The organism is Oceanobacillus limi, from assembly GCF_900111445.1.
Taxonomy (GTDB): domain Bacteria; phylum Bacillota; class Bacilli; order Bacillales; family Amphibacillaceae; genus Ornithinibacillus; species Ornithinibacillus limi.
The window spans coordinates 43253-60510 of record NZ_FOHE01000007.1; the positions used below are offsets into that span (position 1 = coordinate 43253).

The 17258-nt window shown below is 36.0% G+C and carries 14 protein-coding genes and 1 riboswitch; of the genes, 8 read left to right on the forward strand and 6 right to left on the reverse strand.

What is annotated here, in order from left to right:
• Positions 1-30 precede the first annotated feature (30 nt).
• The gene (gene htpG / locus BMX40_RS09255) at positions 31-1908 is read right to left on the reverse strand and encodes a molecular chaperone HtpG (RefSeq protein ID WP_090869110.1); all 1878 of its coding nucleotides are present in this window, start codon (positions 1906-1908) and stop codon (positions 31-33) included.
• Positions 1909-2103: 195 nt separating this feature from the next.
• On the opposite strand from htpG, the gene ymzB reads away from it, so the two are divergent.
• A complete protein-coding gene (gene ymzB / locus BMX40_RS09260; protein ID WP_090869113.1) occupies positions 2104-2457 on the forward strand; it encodes a protein YmzB in 354 nt (117 codons plus the stop codon).
• A 178-nt stretch (positions 2458-2635) separates the two neighbouring features.
• Here the strand turns inward: ymzB and yhbH are convergent, their stop codons facing one another.
• The gene (yhbH, locus tag BMX40_RS09265; protein WP_090869115.1) at positions 2636-3796 is read right to left on the reverse strand and encodes a sporulation protein YhbH; all 1161 of its coding nucleotides are present in this window, start codon (positions 3794-3796) and stop codon (positions 2636-2638) included.
• 185 nt (positions 3797-3981) lie between these two features.
• Positions 3982-5877 (reverse strand): PrkA family serine protein kinase, encoded by a 1896-nt coding sequence (locus BMX40_RS09270; RefSeq protein ID WP_090869117.1) that lies wholly within the window; start codon positions 5875-5877, stop codon positions 3982-3984.
• A gap of 258 nt (positions 5878-6135) precedes the next feature.
• On the opposite strand from BMX40_RS09270, the gene BMX40_RS09275 reads away from it, so the two are divergent.
• A complete protein-coding gene (locus BMX40_RS09275) occupies positions 6136-6825 on the forward strand; it encodes a YetF domain-containing protein (protein ID WP_090869119.1) in 690 nt (229 codons plus the stop codon).
• Positions 6826-6838: 13 nt separating this feature from the next.
• Positions 6839-7435, forward strand: a complete 597-nt coding sequence (locus BMX40_RS09280) for a DNA-3-methyladenine glycosylase (RefSeq protein ID WP_090869121.1) — start codon at positions 6839-6841, stop codon at positions 7433-7435.
• A 270-nt stretch (positions 7436-7705) separates the two neighbouring features.
• Here the strand turns inward: BMX40_RS09280 and BMX40_RS09285 are convergent, their stop codons facing one another.
• Both BMX40_RS09285 and BMX40_RS09290 read right to left on the reverse strand, forming a co-directional pair.
• Positions 7706-7864: an anti-repressor SinI family protein gene (locus BMX40_RS09285; RefSeq protein ID WP_090869123.1), complete on the reverse strand. Its 159-nt coding sequence runs from the start codon at positions 7862-7864 to the stop codon at positions 7706-7708.
• A 26-nt stretch (positions 7865-7890) separates the two neighbouring features.
• A riboswitch (cyclic di-GMP riboswitch) is annotated at positions 7891-7977 on the reverse strand.
• 133 nt (positions 7978-8110) lie between these two features.
• On the reverse strand, positions 8111-9631 hold the full coding sequence (locus tag BMX40_RS09290; protein ID WP_170840731.1) for an alpha/beta hydrolase: 1521 nt from the start codon (positions 9629-9631) through the stop codon (positions 8111-8113).
• A gap of 178 nt (positions 9632-9809) precedes the next feature.
• On the opposite strand from BMX40_RS09290, the gene BMX40_RS09295 reads away from it, so the two are divergent.
• The 4 genes from BMX40_RS09295 (at position 9810) to BMX40_RS09310 (ending at position 14303) form a co-directional block, all read left to right on the forward strand.
• Entirely contained in the window at positions 9810-10508 is a 699-nt protein-coding gene (locus tag BMX40_RS09295) for a response regulator transcription factor (protein WP_090869127.1), read from the forward strand.
• A complete protein-coding gene (locus BMX40_RS09300) occupies positions 10501-11505 on the forward strand; it encodes a sensor histidine kinase (protein ID WP_090869129.1) in 1005 nt (334 codons plus the stop codon). The genes BMX40_RS09295 and BMX40_RS09300 overlap by 8 nt, the downstream gene beginning before the upstream one ends.
• Positions 11506-11602: 97 nt before the next feature.
• Positions 11603-12364, forward strand: coding sequence for an ABC transporter ATP-binding protein (locus BMX40_RS09305; RefSeq protein WP_090869131.1), 762 nt, complete (start codon positions 11603-11605; stop codon positions 12362-12364).
• Complete coding sequence (locus BMX40_RS09310; protein WP_090869133.1) at positions 12354-14303, forward strand: FtsX-like permease family protein; 1950 nt, start codon at positions 12354-12356, stop codon at positions 14301-14303. Before BMX40_RS09305 ends, BMX40_RS09310 begins: the two co-directional genes overlap by 11 nt.
• A 105-nt stretch (positions 14304-14408) precedes the next feature.
• Here the strand turns inward: BMX40_RS09310 and BMX40_RS09315 are convergent, their stop codons facing one another.
• Positions 14409-15992 carry a DUF6583 family protein gene (locus tag BMX40_RS09315; protein ID WP_090869135.1) on the reverse strand — a complete coding sequence of 528 codons (1584 nt, stop codon included), beginning with the start codon at positions 15990-15992 and terminating at the stop codon, positions 14409-14411.
• Positions 15993-16161: 169 nt separating this feature from the next.
• Here BMX40_RS09315 and BMX40_RS09320 point away from each other — a divergent pair, with 169 nt between their 5' ends.
• Positions 16162-17109 carry a serine hydrolase gene (locus BMX40_RS09320; protein WP_090869137.1) on the forward strand — a complete coding sequence of 316 codons (948 nt, stop codon included), beginning with the start codon at positions 16162-16164 and terminating at the stop codon, positions 17107-17109.
• Positions 17110-17258: the final 149 nt, after the last annotated feature.

A 17258-nucleotide genomic window follows, 5' to 3' on the forward strand; every position in this document is an offset into this window, starting at 1 on the left:
AAAAAGGCCGAGACTTTCGGCCTTTTTCCTTTAAATCATTACTTTACACATATCATTCGTAAATTCTACAGGATCTTCAATAGGCAATCCTTCAATTAGTAATGCTTGGTTATAAAGTAATGTCGTATATAGTTTTACTTTTTCCTTATCTTGTCCAAATGCTTTCGTTAAGCTTTGGAAAATTTCATGATCCGTGTTAATCTCTAATACTTTGTCCGCTTTAATTTGCTGGTTATCTGGCATCGCATTAATGACTTTTTCCATCTCAATTGAAATTTCACCATCAGCTGATAAGCAAACAGGGTGTGTTTTCAACCTTGTTGACACTTTTACATCCTTAACCTTACCGGAAAGCACTTCTTTCATGTAGTCAAATAACTCTTTATTTTCCTCATCTTTTTTCTCTGCTTCTTTTTTATCTTCTGCATCTATCTCTAAATCGCCACTTGATACAGACTTAAATTCTTTTTCTTGATAGCTTGTCAGCATGCGAATTGCAAACTCATCAATTTCTTCCGTAAAGTACAGGATTTCATAGCCCTTATCTGCAACTAGCTCTGTTTGTGGAAGTTTTTCAATCTTTTCATACGATTCACCTGTTGCATAATAAATATACTTTTGGTCTTCAGGCATTCTAGAAACATATTCCTCTAGCGTTACCAGTTTCTTTTCTTTGGATGAATAAAACATTAACAGGTCTTTTAGTACATCTTTGTTTGCTCCGAACTCATTGTAAACACCAAATTTCAATTGTCTTCCGAAAGCATCGTAAAATTTTTCATATTGCTCACGTTCTTCTCTTTGTAGACTCAATAGCTGACTCTTAATTTTTTTATTGATGTTTTTAGCAATTAGTTTGAGCTGTCTATCGTGCTGTAGCATTTCCCTGGAAATGTTTAAGGATAAATCTTCTGAGTCAACTAAACCTTTTACAAAGCTAAAGTGGTCTGGGACTAAATCAGCACATTTGTCCATGATCAATACACCATTGGAATAGAGTTCTAAACCTTTTTCATAGTCTTGTGAGTAATAATCAAAAGGTCGGTTTTCCGGAATATATAGAATCGCATTATAACGAATGGTGCCATCCACACTTAAGTGAATATGCTTTAATGGTTTATCAAATCCATATCGCTTTTCTTGGTAAAAGCTTTCATAATCTTCATCCGTTAGCTCACTTTTGTTTTTACGCCAAATTGGGACCATGCTATTAATCGTTTGTTCTTCGATAACATCCTCATACTCCTCATCGCTTCCCTCTTTTAGCTGCTGCTCTGTCACATCCATTTTGATTGGATAACGAATAAAATCTGAGTATTTTTTAATAATATTTTGTAAGCGATTCTCATCTAAAAATTCATCATATGATTCATCTTCTGTGTTTTCTTTAATGGTTAAAATAATTTCTGTTCCCACTGTCGATTTGTCTGTTGGCTCAATTGTGTATCCATCTGAACCTTGGGATTCCCATTTGTACGCTTCATCACTACCCAATGTCTTACTAATTACAGTCACATTATCCGCAACCATAAATGCTGCATAAAAACCAACACCAAATTGGCCGATAATATCGTGACCGTCTTTGATCTCATTTTCACTTTTAAATGAGAGAGACCCACTTTTGGCAATTGTTCCAAGGTTTTTTTCCAACTCTTCCTTGGTCATTCCAATTCCAGTATCTGTGATGGTTAAGGTACGTTTATCTTTATTTGGATCCACTTTTATGTAGTAGTCCTCTTGATTGAAGCTTAAATTATCATCCGTTAATGTCTTGTAATATATTTTATCAATCGCATCACTCGCATTGGAAATGAGCTCACGTAAGAAGACCTCTTTCTGTGAATAAATGGAGTTAATCATAAGATCCAATAACCGTTTGGATTCAGCTTTAAATTCTGTTTTTCCCATTCTTAACCTCTCCTTTTTGATTGAATTTAGCAGTCTCATGCCACGAGTGCTAAAGCTATCTTTTTAATATCATAATTTACTTGTTACTGTCAATCATTATACGTCTTAAAGCTAGACAAATATTGCCACAATCCATAACGTGATCCCTTGTATGAATGTTCGTTTCTAGGAGACGCTAACAGTAGGAGGGATAGTATGGAACAGAAATTCCTATCAATCGAAGAACTTAATGATTTATTACAACAATGGAACGGACAAACGATAAAAGTAACCAAGCATGAAATGGATGATCTGGATCAAACGGTACTTCAGTTACAAGACATTTCCTACGCAAGAAATACGCGCCGAATTGATGATTATGTACCAATGCACGCACTCCATTTAAATGGCAATGGAAATATTACAACAGATGCAACCAATAGCACACAAGATTTACCCGCTTCCATGTATGAAATTCCATTACAGGATGACTCGTTATATGAGTTTGATGGGGAAAAGTTTCTAATCAGTACAGACCGTGGTGTTTATAAAATAGAGGTTGTGGAATGAGCCCATTTGTTGCGTATGCTCATAAATTCTTCGATCTGCTCATAAATGGAGCAAATATGATCATAAATCCAGATTTCCGCTCATAAACCATTGTATTTCGATCATAAATTCATTTTTACGCTCATAACCAACATCCACCACGACCACCTACCATAGCAAAACCCCCATAATGGGGGTTTTACACAACAGCTTCTGCTTTTTGAAAAAATTTCTTCATTGCATGGTACACATCTTTCTTTTCTCTCATAATATAATGACGGAACTTCGGATTATCGAATGATTGATAAGCTCGCATTAAAGTAGAAGGACGATTATATAAGTTTACTTCAGCATATCCAAACATATTGGATACATCCATGATCTCATTCACTAACTCAATGCACTTGGGGTTATCTGAGGTAATATTTTCACCGTCAGAAAAATGGAAAGGATATATATTATAGCGGGATGGATTATATTCTTCATCAATTAATTCCAACGCTTTACTATATGCCGATGAACAAATCGTTCCACCGCTTTCACCTTTAGAAAAAAAGTTTTCTTCGGTAACTACTTTCGCTTCCGTATGATGGGCAATAAAGGCAATTTCAACCGACTCATATTTCGTGCGTAAAAATCGGGTCATCCAAAAGAAGAAGCTTCTTGCCATATACTTTTCAAACGTCCCCATCGATGCACTCGTATCCATCATTGCTAATACAACCGCTTTTGATTCTGGTTTTATTTCTTCATTCCACGTTTTAAAACGAAGATCATCATTATAAATTGGTGTTATTTCTGCCTTACCTTCTGTGGCATTGCGCTTTAGCGCCGTTAAGATCGTTCGTTTTTTATCAATATTGCCCATTAGACCTTTTTTTCTGATATCATTGAATTCAATCTTTTCGGTAACAATCTCTGCTTGCTCCTTTTGCTTTAGATCGGGCAGTTCTAGTTCTTTAAATAGGGCTTCTTCCAACTCAGCAAACGACACCTCTGTCTCATAATAATCCTGACCTGGCTGATTACCCGCTTTTTTCCCTTGTCCTTGACCTTTCTTCGCTTTTCCAGGTTCCCGTCCAACGACATCACCAACTTGACTGTCACCATCACCTTGGCCGATATGCTTTTGTTTATTATGATTATAGCGTATCTTATATTCATCCAACGAACGAATAGGAATCTTTACCACATCACGTCCATTCGACATGATAATGTTTTCTTCACTAATTAAATCTGGTAAATTATTTTTAATGGCTTCCTTTACTTTATCCATGTGACGTTGTTGATCTTGAAAGCCTTTGCGATGGAGGGACCAATCTTCCTTGGAGACAACAAAATTCTTACCTTCTTCCTGCAATGCCTTCCCCTCCTATTCATATTTTATACCAAGCTTATAAACTTGATATTTCTTTATCTTATGCAGGAACATGCATAGAATTGCAATCGCTTTTCCTAATTCCGCTTTTTAATAAGCTTAACAACAATCGAATTTCGTTCTATTTGGTAAAAAAACAAGACCAACAGAATGTCAGTCTTGTTTTTTTATCGGTTTAATAAACTTCCTACATAGCGTAATAACTCGTTTGCCGAGACAGAATTATAGCCATATTCATCAATTAGTCGAGCGATTACTTCGTTTATTTTCTTCAGTTGTGATTCATCAGGTGTCTTGGACGATGTTGTAATCTTCACAACATCTTTTAAGTCAGCAAACAGTTTCTTTTGAATTGCTTCTCGCAGGCGTTCATGGGAGTTATAATCAAACTTTTTACCCTTCCGAGCATACGCAGAGATACGAATTAATATTTCTTCTCGGAAGCCCTTTTTCGCATTTTCCGATATCCCAATTTGTTCCTCAATCGATCGCATTAATTTCTCATCTGGATTCATTTCTTCACCGGTGAGTGGATCGCGAATTTTATTCTTATTGCAATAAGCTTCCACATTATCTAAATAATTATCCATTAATGATTTCGCTGACTCTTCATAAGAGTATACAAATGCTTTTTGAACCTCTTTCTTCGCAATTTCATCGTACTCTCTTCTAGCAATAGAAATATAATTCATATACTTCTCTTTATCTTCTTGGGAGATGGATGCGTGTTGGTCTAAGCCATTTTTTAACGAGCGTAATACATCTAACGCATTGATTGAGGCAACCTCTTTACTAATGATGGTAGAGGATATTCGATTGATGACATAACGTGGGTCAATGCCGTGCATCCCCTCATCAGGAAACTCCTTCTTCAGTTCCTCCACATCTGCTTGATGAAACCCTTCTACATCATCCCCGTCGTATAGGCGCATCTTCTTCACCAAATCAACGCCTTGTTTTTTCGATTCCTTTAACCTTGTTAAGATAGAAAAAATCGCAGCAACACGCAATGCATGTGGGGCAATATGCACATGGGCCATGTCACTTTCCTTGATCATTTTTTCATAAATTCTTTCTTCCTCACTTACTTTCAGATTATATGGAATTGGCATGACGATAATCCGTGAATGAAGTGCCTCGTTCTTTTTATTTGATATAAACGAGCGGTACTCTGCTTCGTTGGTGTGCGCAACAATTAATTCATCTGCTGAAATCAGCGCGAATCTTCCTGCCTTAAAATTCCCTTCCTGTGTCAACGATAACAAATGCCATAAAAACTTTTCATCGCATTTAAGCATCTCTTGAAATTCCATCATGCCGCGATTCGCTTTATTTAGCTCACCATCAAACCGGTAGGCGCGCGGATCGGATTCCGACCCATATTCTGCTATGGTTGAAAAATCGATACTTCCTGTTAAATCGGCAATATCCTGGGATTTTGGATCGGAAGGGCTAAAGGTACCAATTCCTACCCGTTTATCCTCAGAGAAAAAGATTCGTTCAACCTTAACATCCTCGATCTGCCCATTATATTCTTTTTCCAATCGCATCGTATTTAATGGAGATAAACTGCCTTCGATACGAATTCCATATTCTTCATAAAAATCTTCTCGCAAATGACTTGGAATTAAGTGTAAAGGATCTTCATGCATTGGACAGCCTTTAATGGCATATACGGCACCTTCATCTGTACGAGAGTATTGTTCTAAACCTCGCTTTAGCATGGTTACAATTGTTGATTTCCCTCCACTAACAGGTCCCATGAGTAACAAAATTCGCTTACGTACATCCAGTCGTTTCGCGGCGGGATGAAAATATTCTTCAACTAGCCTTTCAATTGCTTCTTCTAACCCAAAAATTTCTTCTCCAAAAAAATGATACATTTTTGTGCCATCTCGTTCGGTTAAACCTGAAGCTTTAATCATATTGTACACACGTGAATGTGCTGTTTGGGCAACCTCAGGCCGTTCTTTCACAATATCCAAATATTCCGCGAACGTTCCTTCCCATTGCAAGCGTCTTTCCTCTTCTCGGAAATTCTTAACTTTACCTAGAATGTCCATCGTGTTCCCTCCATATAGGTCGCGGTATTTATACATCCTATGCAGAAGGTCGATTCATGATTCCGACAAGTTGATGAAACATGGAGAATTAAAAAAGCTGAATTACTGGAAATTATAAATGTAGGATATCCCCAACTGGATTTCAAAGGATTTATTTACTGTTTACTTGCATATACGAATGTCATAGATTCTAAGAATAATATCTTGAAAGCAAGTCAAAACTAATAGCATAATTTATACTTACTAGGGGAGAAAACAATGGAGCTTAACATTTGGGAAATAACGATTAAAGTTGCTTTAGGTTTCTTTTTGCTATTTTTCATCACAAAGATTTTAGGGAAAACTACCATTAAACAGTTAACCCCTTTTGATTTCATTACTGCTATTGTGCTTTCCGAATTGCTCGGGAATGGTATCTATGAGGAAAGTGTCAATTTGTTCTATATTTTTTACACCATTATGATATGGGGAGTTTTAATGATCGTTATGGAAAAGATTCTTTTAAAATATAAAGGGTTGCGAAGCTTTTTAGAAGGGAATCCTTCTATTATTATTCGAGATGGTAAAATTGATAGATACCAGTTGAAAAAAAATAGAATGAATATGAATCAATTGCTAAGTTTATTAAGACAAAGCGAAATATTCTCCATACGTGAAGTTGCCTACGCTATCTTGGAAACAAACGGGTCCATAAGTATATTGAAGAAGCATGTGTATCAAAAGGTAACTGTCAAGGATTTAAGCTTAGCCCCTCAACCTACGTATCTAAGCTCCACGTTAATTATGGACGGAGAGGTATTAACTGATAATATTAAAAGCTTAGGATATGATCATTCATGGCTTCTTGAACAATTAGCAACTAAGGGAATTACTCGTATTTCAGATGTTTTGTATGCTGATTGGCTAGCCAATGATGGAATATATATCATACCTTATAAGTCTTATTAGAGAGGAAAGTATGATGAAACACACCAACACACATCAACCTTTACCAGCCGCGTTTTACCATAAACCAACATTAGAGTTAGCGAAAGAATTACTCGGATGCATTCTCGTAAAGGAAACAGAAGAAGGAATTACTTCTGGATATATTGTAGAGACAGAGGCTTATCTTGGTCCAAATGACCGCGCAGCTCATAGTTACCAAAACCGTCGAACCAAACGGACAGAGATCATGTTTGCTAAAGCAGGTACAGTGTATGTCTACCAGATGCATACGCATTGTCTCGTTAATGTAGTGAGCGGTCCACTCGAACAACCGGAAGCGGTACTCATTCGGGCATTAGAACCCCATTCAGGAATAGATATTATGCAACATAGAAGGCCTGTTCAAAAAATAGAAAACCTAACAAACGGACCCGGTAAACTAACAAAGGCGATGGGAATTAATATGGAGGATTACGGAAGATCATTTCATGGATCACCCCTTTTTATTACCCAAGGCTATAAGCCGGAAAACATATCAGCAGGAAAAAGAATTGGAATACCTAACTCCGGTGAAGCAAAGGATTATCCATACCGGTTTTGGATTCAAGGGAACAAGTTTGTATCTAAATAAAGTTTATCATCAATCAATAGGATTTTCTTCATTCCCACTGATATTAGATAAACGAACTGGACATTTAACGTTCAATTGACCCTCCACTTAACCTCCTTGGTTTTACCTTATAAGCATGAAGTGGAGACTGAAGACACCTAGGACGTGCAAGTACCAACAATGCGGCAGGACGCCCGCGTTATTGTCGGCCTGTCCGTTCTATGCGAGATAATTAGATTGATAATTGTTTTCAGACAAAAGAAAAGCCTTTCGTATTGAAAGGTCAACAATTCACACAATATATTGATCTTTTTTTGGGTATGTAAGTTGAACACCTTCCGTTTGACTTTCCAGGATAAACGCTCTTACCTCTTCTGTACTCATCCCTAAGTCTTTCGCCTTTACAATCAATTCTACCCACTCTTGGTCTAACCCCACTGTTTTTATCATAGTACCTCCTAAAATACAATCGTATTTCAGGTAATCCAGCCGTCATTATTGTTACCAACTTTAGACCTGTGACTTTGCGTCCCTATTTTTCAATAGGTTTGCCCTTTTCTGATAAAAAATTTATACCCGCAAAAACGTAAACTTCCCTCCTTAACGAGAAATAAAAGTGAAGAATTTTCTGTTTCTAAAGTATAACAAAAGGGCCATTACAGTACCATTACACCTTCCATTTTGTTGACGCAAACATCATGGTAATTTCTCTTCCAACGCCGTTAACCGTTGATATACGTCGTAATTCTCAGATTGATATTGATAAGCAACTTTCATATAATAGAATGCATCCTTTATCATTCCACGTTGTTCGAAACGTTCTGCAAGAAATATCGACATATCTCCCCACTTTCTTTCGATCCAATACCTTTTATTTAAAAACCATTCTTCATACAATCCCGGTAATGGGTTTTCTGTTATTTGGGATAAAATTTCCTGATATTGTCTCGCTCTTTTATCAAGATCTGTTATATGCTGGGCCGCTTTTATAGCCTCAATATGGTCAACTAAATCAGATTTTATATTGCCTTGTAAATATACGTGTTCTCGTTCTGTCACAAGGAATTTGGTATTCGAATTCGTCTGTAACAAGTGATTTAAATGATGCAAAGCTACCCGCAAGCGATTCCGTGCGTTATTTAAATCAACCTCAGGCCAAAACACATCACATAACTCATCCCGTGTGGATGAATGCTGAAGTAAAAGATAAACGAGAATTTGTTTTGCTTTTCGTTTTCCCCACCCTTCTAAAATACGCTGTTTATTTAAGGAAACTCCAAATCCATTCATAATATTCACTTCTAGTTCATGTTGATCCTCTTCATGGAGCATCCCTCTAATTTCCGTGTATAACTCTGCTGTTAGGTCTTTATGAAATGCACCTTGCTCCTGATGCATTCGTTGTTTTTCAATGAAGTTATGAATCCAATCAGCAGTAATTTTCGGTTGATCCATTTGTACCAAAAATGAAGCATACGGCACAGTATAATACCTTACATTTACATTGAAGTTCAGACTAGCACTATTTAACTCAGGGGGAAATACTTCATCCTCTGAACCGGATAGGATAAGTATTGGTTTTTCTATCTTTTGTAGATTCCTAGTTGCATTCGGTAAGTCATCTGTGTGGAATAAATTAAAATATACAGTAGGAGAAACCTTTTTATAAGCATTGAATATAATTGCTTGTTTTTCTTTTGTTGGAGGATAACAAATCTTATCTATTAGTTCTTTTCCCATTCCTAACATATTATCTTGGCCTTCCACCAATTCCTTGCGTTGACGTACCACTTTACTACCTAGCTTTTTTGGGTAATGGAAGGGAACGCTTAACAAAATTAGCGAACGTAATTGATTGCTTAGTTTCTGTTCCTGTGCTGCATGATAAACACCAATTAAACCACCAAAACCTTGCGCAACAATATGATAGGATTTAATTTCCAATTCAGATAGAAGGAAGGTGAAATCTTTATACAATAGCTCAACAGTCCCCTTTTCATCACCAGAATCACTCTTTCCATGGCCACGCAAATCATAGGTAACGATATCATAATATTTACGCAGATATGGAATGACAAACTCCCATGTATGCATATCTAAACCGATCCCATGGATGAAAATAAGTGTTTCATCTGCAAAAGGATTCTCGGATTGAATCCATTCATAATTGATTCGAATATGACCATGCTTTAAAAAGACCAATTGAATCACCTTCACCTTTCATGATTGATCAATAATGTCCTAGTTATATCTATCTACTTTCGTTAAAAAATGGAAAATTCCTTCCTTACTAGTTTTATTTTACTATTAGGTCGATTTATTTTCTATTACATTGTTAGAAGAATGATATTACGATAAACTTAAGATTAAATACAAGTTTAGTGTGGTGGTTCAATTGTTTAAAATTTTGTTAATAGAAGATGATATGACCTTATTTGAAGAAGTCAAACAACGACTTTCTCAGTGGTCTTATGAAGTAATCGGTATCAGCGATTTTAATAATGTCATTCAAGAATATTCTATTCATAAACCTGACTTAGTCATCATCGATATACAGCTACCAAAATTTGACGGTTTTCATTGGTGTCGAATGATCCGAGCTCATTCCAATGTACCAATTATTTTCTTATCATCGCGAGACCACCCTACAGATATGGTTATGTCGATGCAATTAGGAGCAGATGACTTTGTACAAAAGCCATTCCACTTCGATGTATTAATCGCAAAAATTCAAGCTGTTCTCCGTCGTGTGTACAATTATAATACCGAACAACATACCGAGCTAAAAACCTGGTGCGGAACAACAGTCGATTACATGAAAAATACAGTATCATCTAACACAGCATCAATCGAACTCACAAAAAATGAAATGTTCATATTAAAAATACTGATTGAAAGGAAAAATGAAATTGTAAGCCGTGAAGAACTCATTAAGAGTTTATGGGATGATGAACGGTTTGTTAGTGATAATACGTTAACTGTTAATGTAAATCGCTTACGTAAAAAACTAGAGGATCTTGATATTGGGCAGTATATTGAAACCAAGGTTGGACAAGGGTATATTGCTAAAGAAAAGGACAATCTACATGATTAAGAAATTTTTAATCGAACGAATGAGCTGGATTATTTTCTTTATTGTGTTGCAATTTTTTATTATATTTATTGGTTTTATGGACTCCACCCTTCCAGTCCTGTCCCTATTATATATCGTTTTTCTATCATCCATTGGATTTATCCTGTTTTTAATTGTTCGTTACCAAAAAGAAACGAATTTTTATCGTCGTTTGGAGGACTGGGAACCTTTAGATGACGTATCGCCTATTCCTAATTCCAGTAGTCCTTTAGAAGCGATCGTTGAGAAAAACCTTACAGAGCAAACCGAACATTATAAGCGGGAAATGAGTCAAAATATAACGCACGTCGAACAAGAAAAAGATGATTTGTTATCCTGGATTCACGAAATAAAAACACCACTAACCGCCATGCAATTAATGATGGAACGTGTAGAACAAGAAGATTTGAAATCACAGCTTCAATACGAATGGTTAAGGGTTCATTTATTATTAGATCAACAATTACATCAAAAGCGCATGCCGTTTCTTAATCATGATTTATATATCGAAAGAACAAACTTGGAATCCGTAATCTTTCAGGAAATAAAGGGATTAAAAACATGGTGTATGCAAAGAAAGATCGGGTTCGATGTATCCCTTCATGTTACGCATATACTTACGGACGCAAAGTGGTTCTCCTTCATATTACGTCAACTCATAACGAATGCCGTAAAGTATAGCGAAGCTTCTGATATCGATATTGAAAGCTATACAAAAAAAGGTCTAACAACTCTATCCATACGTGACTATGGACGTGGAATTGACCCAAGAGATTTACAACGTATTTTTGACAAGGGCTTTACATCCACACGGCACCATAACGATAGCGCTTCAACAGGTATGGGGTTATATTTAACGAAAAAAGTTGCCGAATCACTGAAAATTAAAATAGAGGTTCAATCCAAACGAGACGAAGGTACGACGTTCACCCTTACATTTCCTAAAAAAAATGCCTTCGTGGATATAACGAGCATGTGACAAAAATGTCACATGCTTTCCTATTTCTGTTAGACAAATCGAAGGTAAAAGCCATTCATTTTGTCTATGATGGAATTATAAAAGGAGCGTGATGGTAGTGAATATACTCGAAGCAACGAAGTTATATAAAAGTTATGGGAATAAATTTAATAAGCAGGAAGTATTAAAAGGAATTGACATCCAGGTAGAAACAGGTGAATTTTTAAGCATTATGGGAGCATCAGGGTCTGGTAAAACAACGTTACTAAATGTCCTGTCCTCTATCGATCCAAAAACAAAAGGATCCATCAAAATTGAAGGAAAAGAATTTACAAGCATGAAAGAAAAACAGCTTGCGGAATTCAGAAAAAATCATTTGGGTTTTATCTTTCAAGAATATAACCTATTAGATACGCTTACAGTTAAAGAAAATATCCTATTACCGCTTTCGATTAAGAAGGTGTCCAAAAAAGATGCGGATAATCGTTTTAAAGCTATTGCAGGAGAGCTAGGTATTGTGGATATAAAAGACAAATATCCAAACGAAATTTCAGGTGGGCAAAAACAACGAACATCAGCTGCTAGAGCCTTTATCCACGAACCGAGCATTATTTTTGCAGATGAACCAACTGGAGCTCTTGATTCGAAAGCCGCTTCTGACTTACTTCATAAGTTAAGCGATTTAAACCAAAAACGAAACACATCCATTGTAATGGTCACCCACGATCCGGTTGCAGCTAGCTTTAGTAAGCGAGTAATTTTTATAAAAGACGGCCAAATATATACCCAATTAAATAAAGGTGACGAGACCAGACAGTCATTTTTCCAGGATATTATAAAAACACAAGGTGTACTGGGTGGGGTTCATCATGAACATTAATCAGCTCATTTTCCGCAATTTGAAGAAAAACGTTCGAAACTATTATCTATATGTATTTGCGTTAATTTTTAGTGTTGCATTGTATTTCTCCTTTGTTACCTTACAGTATGATCCATCTTTAGATGCGACAAAAGGAACCATTAAAGGAGCAGCAGCTATCAAAGCTGCATCGATTATGTTAATTGTGATCGTAGCTGTTTTCCTTGTCTATGCAAACAACCTATTTATTAAACGGCGGAGTAAAGAAATAGGGTTATTTCAATTAATCGGAATGACAAAGGGACAAATCATAAAAACCCTTGGAATCGAAAACATACTATTGTATTTTGCATCTATGGCTGGTGGAATTTTTATTGGTTTTGCTATGTCTAGATTGGTTATGATGATCTTCCTGAAACTAACAGGGATTGAGGCAGTAGCTTCTCTACGTTTTTCTACAGAAGCACTTATTCAGACACTTATCGTGTTTTCCTGTATTTATATTTTTGTCATGATTATAAATGCGATCTTTATTAAAAGACAAACCATCTTAACTTTATTTCAGGTGCGCACATCAACAGAAAATAAAGTGAAACGATTATCATTTATACAAATTATAATAGGTATGTTAGGGATTGGCTTGATTGCGTTTGGATATTATCTGTCTACCCGATTATTTAGTGGAGACTTTGTTGGTATGAATAGCTTATTTATAGCAATGGCACTTATCCTTGGCTCCGTCATCTTCGGTACGTATTTATTTTATAAGGGATCAATAAGCTTCCTTTTCAATCTAATTCGGAAAAAGAAAAACGGCTACCTAAAGCTAAATGAAGTATTATCCCTTTCATCAATTATGTTTCGTATGAAATCGAACGCTTTATTATTAACTATTATTACGACGGTATCAGCACTTGCTATTGGTTTGCTCGCATTAACCTATATATCTTATTATTCGGCGGAAAAAACAGCAGAACAATCCATTCCGCACCATTTTTCAATTCCAAATGAGGAACATGCAAGCACATTCCAATCAGCACTTGATCAACATCAGATTGACTATAGCACAATTAACGTTGATCTATTGGAATTAGAGGTAGATCTATCGGATATAATTGATTCCATTGATGAACTAAATGTCAATTTTGATCCTGGTGTTACTACAATGATCTTTGTGAGTGATGAAGCTACGGACAATCTAGATGTCTCGCCTAGCGAAACCGTGTTTATCAATTCCAATGATGCAATGCAGCAATTTATATCCTTTAAGGATTCGGGAAACATTGCATTACTAGATTTGGACCATACTATTGAATTAGACTATCTTGGTGTAGAGGAGAAATTTATCCTTCCAACCCGAATTACAGGAGGATTTCCTACAGCGGTTATTGATAATCAAGTTTATCACCAAGTGAAGGAAAATTTAGATCAAGAAGCTCTCGACAACACGGAATTTCCTGTTTACGTTGGGATTGATATTGATCGGTCTGGAGAACTCGAAACAGCTAATGAAATTTTCCAGCAAGATATTAGCAAATGGGCAGCACATGAATCACAAATTGAAAGAAGTCAATCCCAAAAACAAAGTATGGGACTGACCATGTTTATCGTCGGCTTTTTAGGGTTAACATTTTTAATTACTTCTGGCTGTATTCTTTACTTTAAACAGATGGATGAAGGGGATGAAGAAAAACCTAACTATACCATCCTTCGAAAGCTAGGTTTCACACAGTATGACTTATTAAAAGGGATCCAGGTAAAGCAGCTATTCAACTTTGGAATTCCACTAATTGTAGGACTAAGCCATAGTTATTTTGCGGTTGAATCTGGATGGTTCTTCTTCGGAACCGAAATGTGGACACCGATGGTAATCGTTATGTTGCTATACACAGCACTGTATTCTGTATTTGGTATTCTATCGGTTTTCTACTATAAAAAGGTTATTAAGGAATCATTGTAAATCCACAGTCTCTCAAAGGAATTTTGTAACCCTTTGAGAGACACTTTTTTAAGGCTTGATCATGGATAGAAATATATTTTCCAAGTAATATAGCCAAACACTTGATTAGAAGACATCCATAACCTTCATGAATTCCTGAAAATTCCCTCCTATTTCTTCATAAATGATGCGGTAGAGATCATCATCTGTTAATTCAACCATATTTTCTCCATTCGATTCTGTAATAGTAGGATAAGAAACTTGTTCGAGAAGCTCTGTCGTTGATTCTGCTTGTATGGAATAATCCTGTCCTTGATGATTTATATCCAATACGAGACGTTGCTCCATAAGATTGCTATTTAGATTAATACTTTTTTCCTGTGTGATGGTACCACTTTTAAGGGCATCCTCTGTTTCTCCATTCCTTTGAAAACGGATTTCTCGTTCCACTTGTTGTTGATTGGCAGCATCAGAGGAATATTCCGAATTAATTGTTAGGTTCATGTCTATTGGATGTTGATCTTTATCTTCTTTACGTAATGCAAGTTCTATTACTTCCTCTATACCATTTGATTTCTCTATATTTTCTTGAGAAAGTTCTATAGATGCGTTTTGTGTCTCGATGATACCTTCTCGATGTGTTCCATGTGATTTCGTTGTAAATTGGAACCGATTCTCATCTCCATATAACTCCATTTGTCTATCAACAATTTGATCCGCCTCATCTACAAGAATAACGGATTTAAACTTCTCTAGTTCCATACCAGCTAATGCCTGTTTCCATTGGCTAACACGTTTGATAATATCTTCTTTTACTTGAGATTCGTTTATCTTTTCTGGGTCAACGTCTAATTTAATTGCATGTGTAATGTGGATCATTCTCTCTGCAATTATATGCTGAAGCTCATCATCGTCTAAGAACTTCTCCATTAAACCAGTTAGCACCGACTTCACTTCTTCACCAGACATTTCAAGTGTAAGTTCTTTTACTGTCATGGATTCGTATTCCACATTGTTTTCTAATGAGAAATAATCATCTTTTAATTCATCCAAAAGGTAGGTACCGTATTCAAGCTTAATCTGATTTAATTCCCCTTTACTAAGCTCCAAATCCCCCCAATTTAATCTGCTGATATCTAATTCCTCTGGGCCAGCATAGTTTTGATCATACTTGCTAGCAAAATCACCATATTCGTTTACATTCAAATAAAAAAATCGATCATATAAAACTGGAAATTTCACACCTAGTTGTTCACTTGATTGAATTATTTCTGCAGCATTCATCTTAGAATTCTCGTTCTGCAAATGAATGGTATGGTAGCTTACCTCATTTTCTGGATCTCGTATCGAGTGAATATCCATATCTGTTTGGTTAAGAATCGTTAGGAAAAATGCTAATCCCTTATGGTCACTAGTTATTTCTTTCATACTTCCAGTTAGATTTATCTCAGAACTAGATGGACCTGCTAACATGGCCTCTTTAAAACGAAGGGAATCACCATATTTTTCTTTGAAATGTTCCATCGTATCTTCATAGGCATTACGTTCTGTTTGTAAGTATAATTCTTTTGGTTTACTATCCATGCCATATAAACTATATATGACAAAACCACCAATGCTTATAAATATCAAGATAAATAAAATAACCCATTTTGTTTGCTGTTTTATGGGCTTACTTTTCGGATTTGCACCTTTTGCTTCCTCAGTCAATTCTAACCCTCCTATCCTCATACATAATAAACCTAATCCTTATCCATCATAAGCATAAATGCCTACTTCTACAATACCTAGCTTAATCATCGTACAGAAAATGCTTTCATTCACCTAATGCTTCCGTTATAATTTCATATATAATATATTAATTTGGAGTTATTTAACCATGAAAAAATTAGTAGTATGTATTTTTTCCATTACTATTTTCTCACTATTCACCGTTCATTCGGAAATTAGTGCAGAAGAACTTAACACAACCGAAGAAATGATCGCGTTTATTGAAGAACAACCAGGAACGATGTCCTTCTATTACGAGAATATCAACACTGGATATAAAATGTATTACAATCCAGAAAAAGTATATGGTGCTGCTAGTACCGTGAAAATGCCTATGGCACTATATGTAATGGAGCAGGCCGCAAAGGGCAATGTAGATTTAAACGAAGTAAAGGCGTATGAAGGCCGACATTATTCTGGTGGCACGGGAATTATCCAGTACGAAGACGTTGGATCAGAATATACAATTAAAGAGATCGTAGAAAACGCAATGATTCATAGTGACAATGTCGCATACATTATGTTACTAGATCGCTTTGGTAGAGGAAATCTAATTGATTTCATGCATGAGTTAGGTGGGAAATATGCTTATCCAGACATGCAAAATGTTACCACAGCCAAAGATATGGGAATGTATTCAAAAGCACTCTATGAATTTTCAAATGAAGAAGAATTAGGTGCAGAGCTAGTTGAAATACTAAAGAATACGGAGTTTAATGATGCGATTCCTGCTGGAGTTCCAGATTTAGAAGTAGCACATAAAATAGGCTACATTACGAACCAACTCCTCTTTAATGATGTCGGAATTGTTTACGATGAAGATCCATATGTATTAGCCGTAACGACAAAGGGTATTCCATTTGATGATCAACGAGAAACCGTAGCAGAGCTGACAAGCATCATTCATGAGGAACACGAAAAAGTTGTAATGGAGAACTTCTTAGATAATATATTCAATACGTTAACTGGTGAAGGGGAAGAAGAGGGCATAACGGATTGGTATCCAATCGTCAAATCCTTCTCCAACTTTGGAAGGATAACCCCGCTTCTATTTTAACTTTCTTATAAAAAGCGTCGAAGTAAATCACTTTGACGCTTTTTATTTTTCGTTACCTCACGTAGATAGGCTTAGCAGTAACCTAATATGATTAGATCTTTATTACAACCCAACATTCTACAAAACTAGTCCTTTTTTCTAACAAGTTC

Bases quoted from the DNA above. Each gene is read 5' to 3' on its own strand.
- BMX40_RS09270 (WP_090869117.1), bottom strand. From the start codon at position 5,877: ATGGACATTCTAGGTAAAGTTAAGAATTTCCGAGAAGAGGAAAGACGC.
- BMX40_RS09280 (WP_090869121.1), top strand. From the start codon at position 6,839: ATGAAACACACCAACACACATCAACCTTTACCAGCCGCGTTTTACCAT.
- BMX40_RS09320 (WP_090869137.1), top strand. From the start codon at position 16,162: ATGAAAAAATTAGTAGTATGTATTTTTTCCATTACTATTTTCTCACTA.
- BMX40_RS09310 (WP_090869133.1), top strand. From the start codon at position 12,354: ATGAACATTAATCAGCTCATTTTCCGCAATTTGAAGAAAAACGTTCGA.
- BMX40_RS09275 (WP_090869119.1), top strand. From the start codon at position 6,136: ATGGAGCTTAACATTTGGGAAATAACGATTAAAGTTGCTTTAGGTTTC.
- ymzB (WP_090869113.1), top strand. From the start codon at position 2,104: ATGGAACAGAAATTCCTATCAATCGAAGAACTTAATGATTTATTACAA.
- htpG (WP_090869110.1), bottom strand. From the start codon at position 1,908: ATGGGAAAAACAGAATTTAAAGCTGAATCCAAACGGTTATTGGATCTT.
- BMX40_RS09300 (WP_090869129.1), top strand. From the start codon at position 10,501: ATGATTAAGAAATTTTTAATCGAACGAATGAGCTGGATTATTTTCTTT.
- BMX40_RS09285 (WP_090869123.1), bottom strand. From the start codon at position 7,864: ATGATAAAAACAGTGGGGTTAGACCAAGAGTGGGTAGAATTGATTGTA.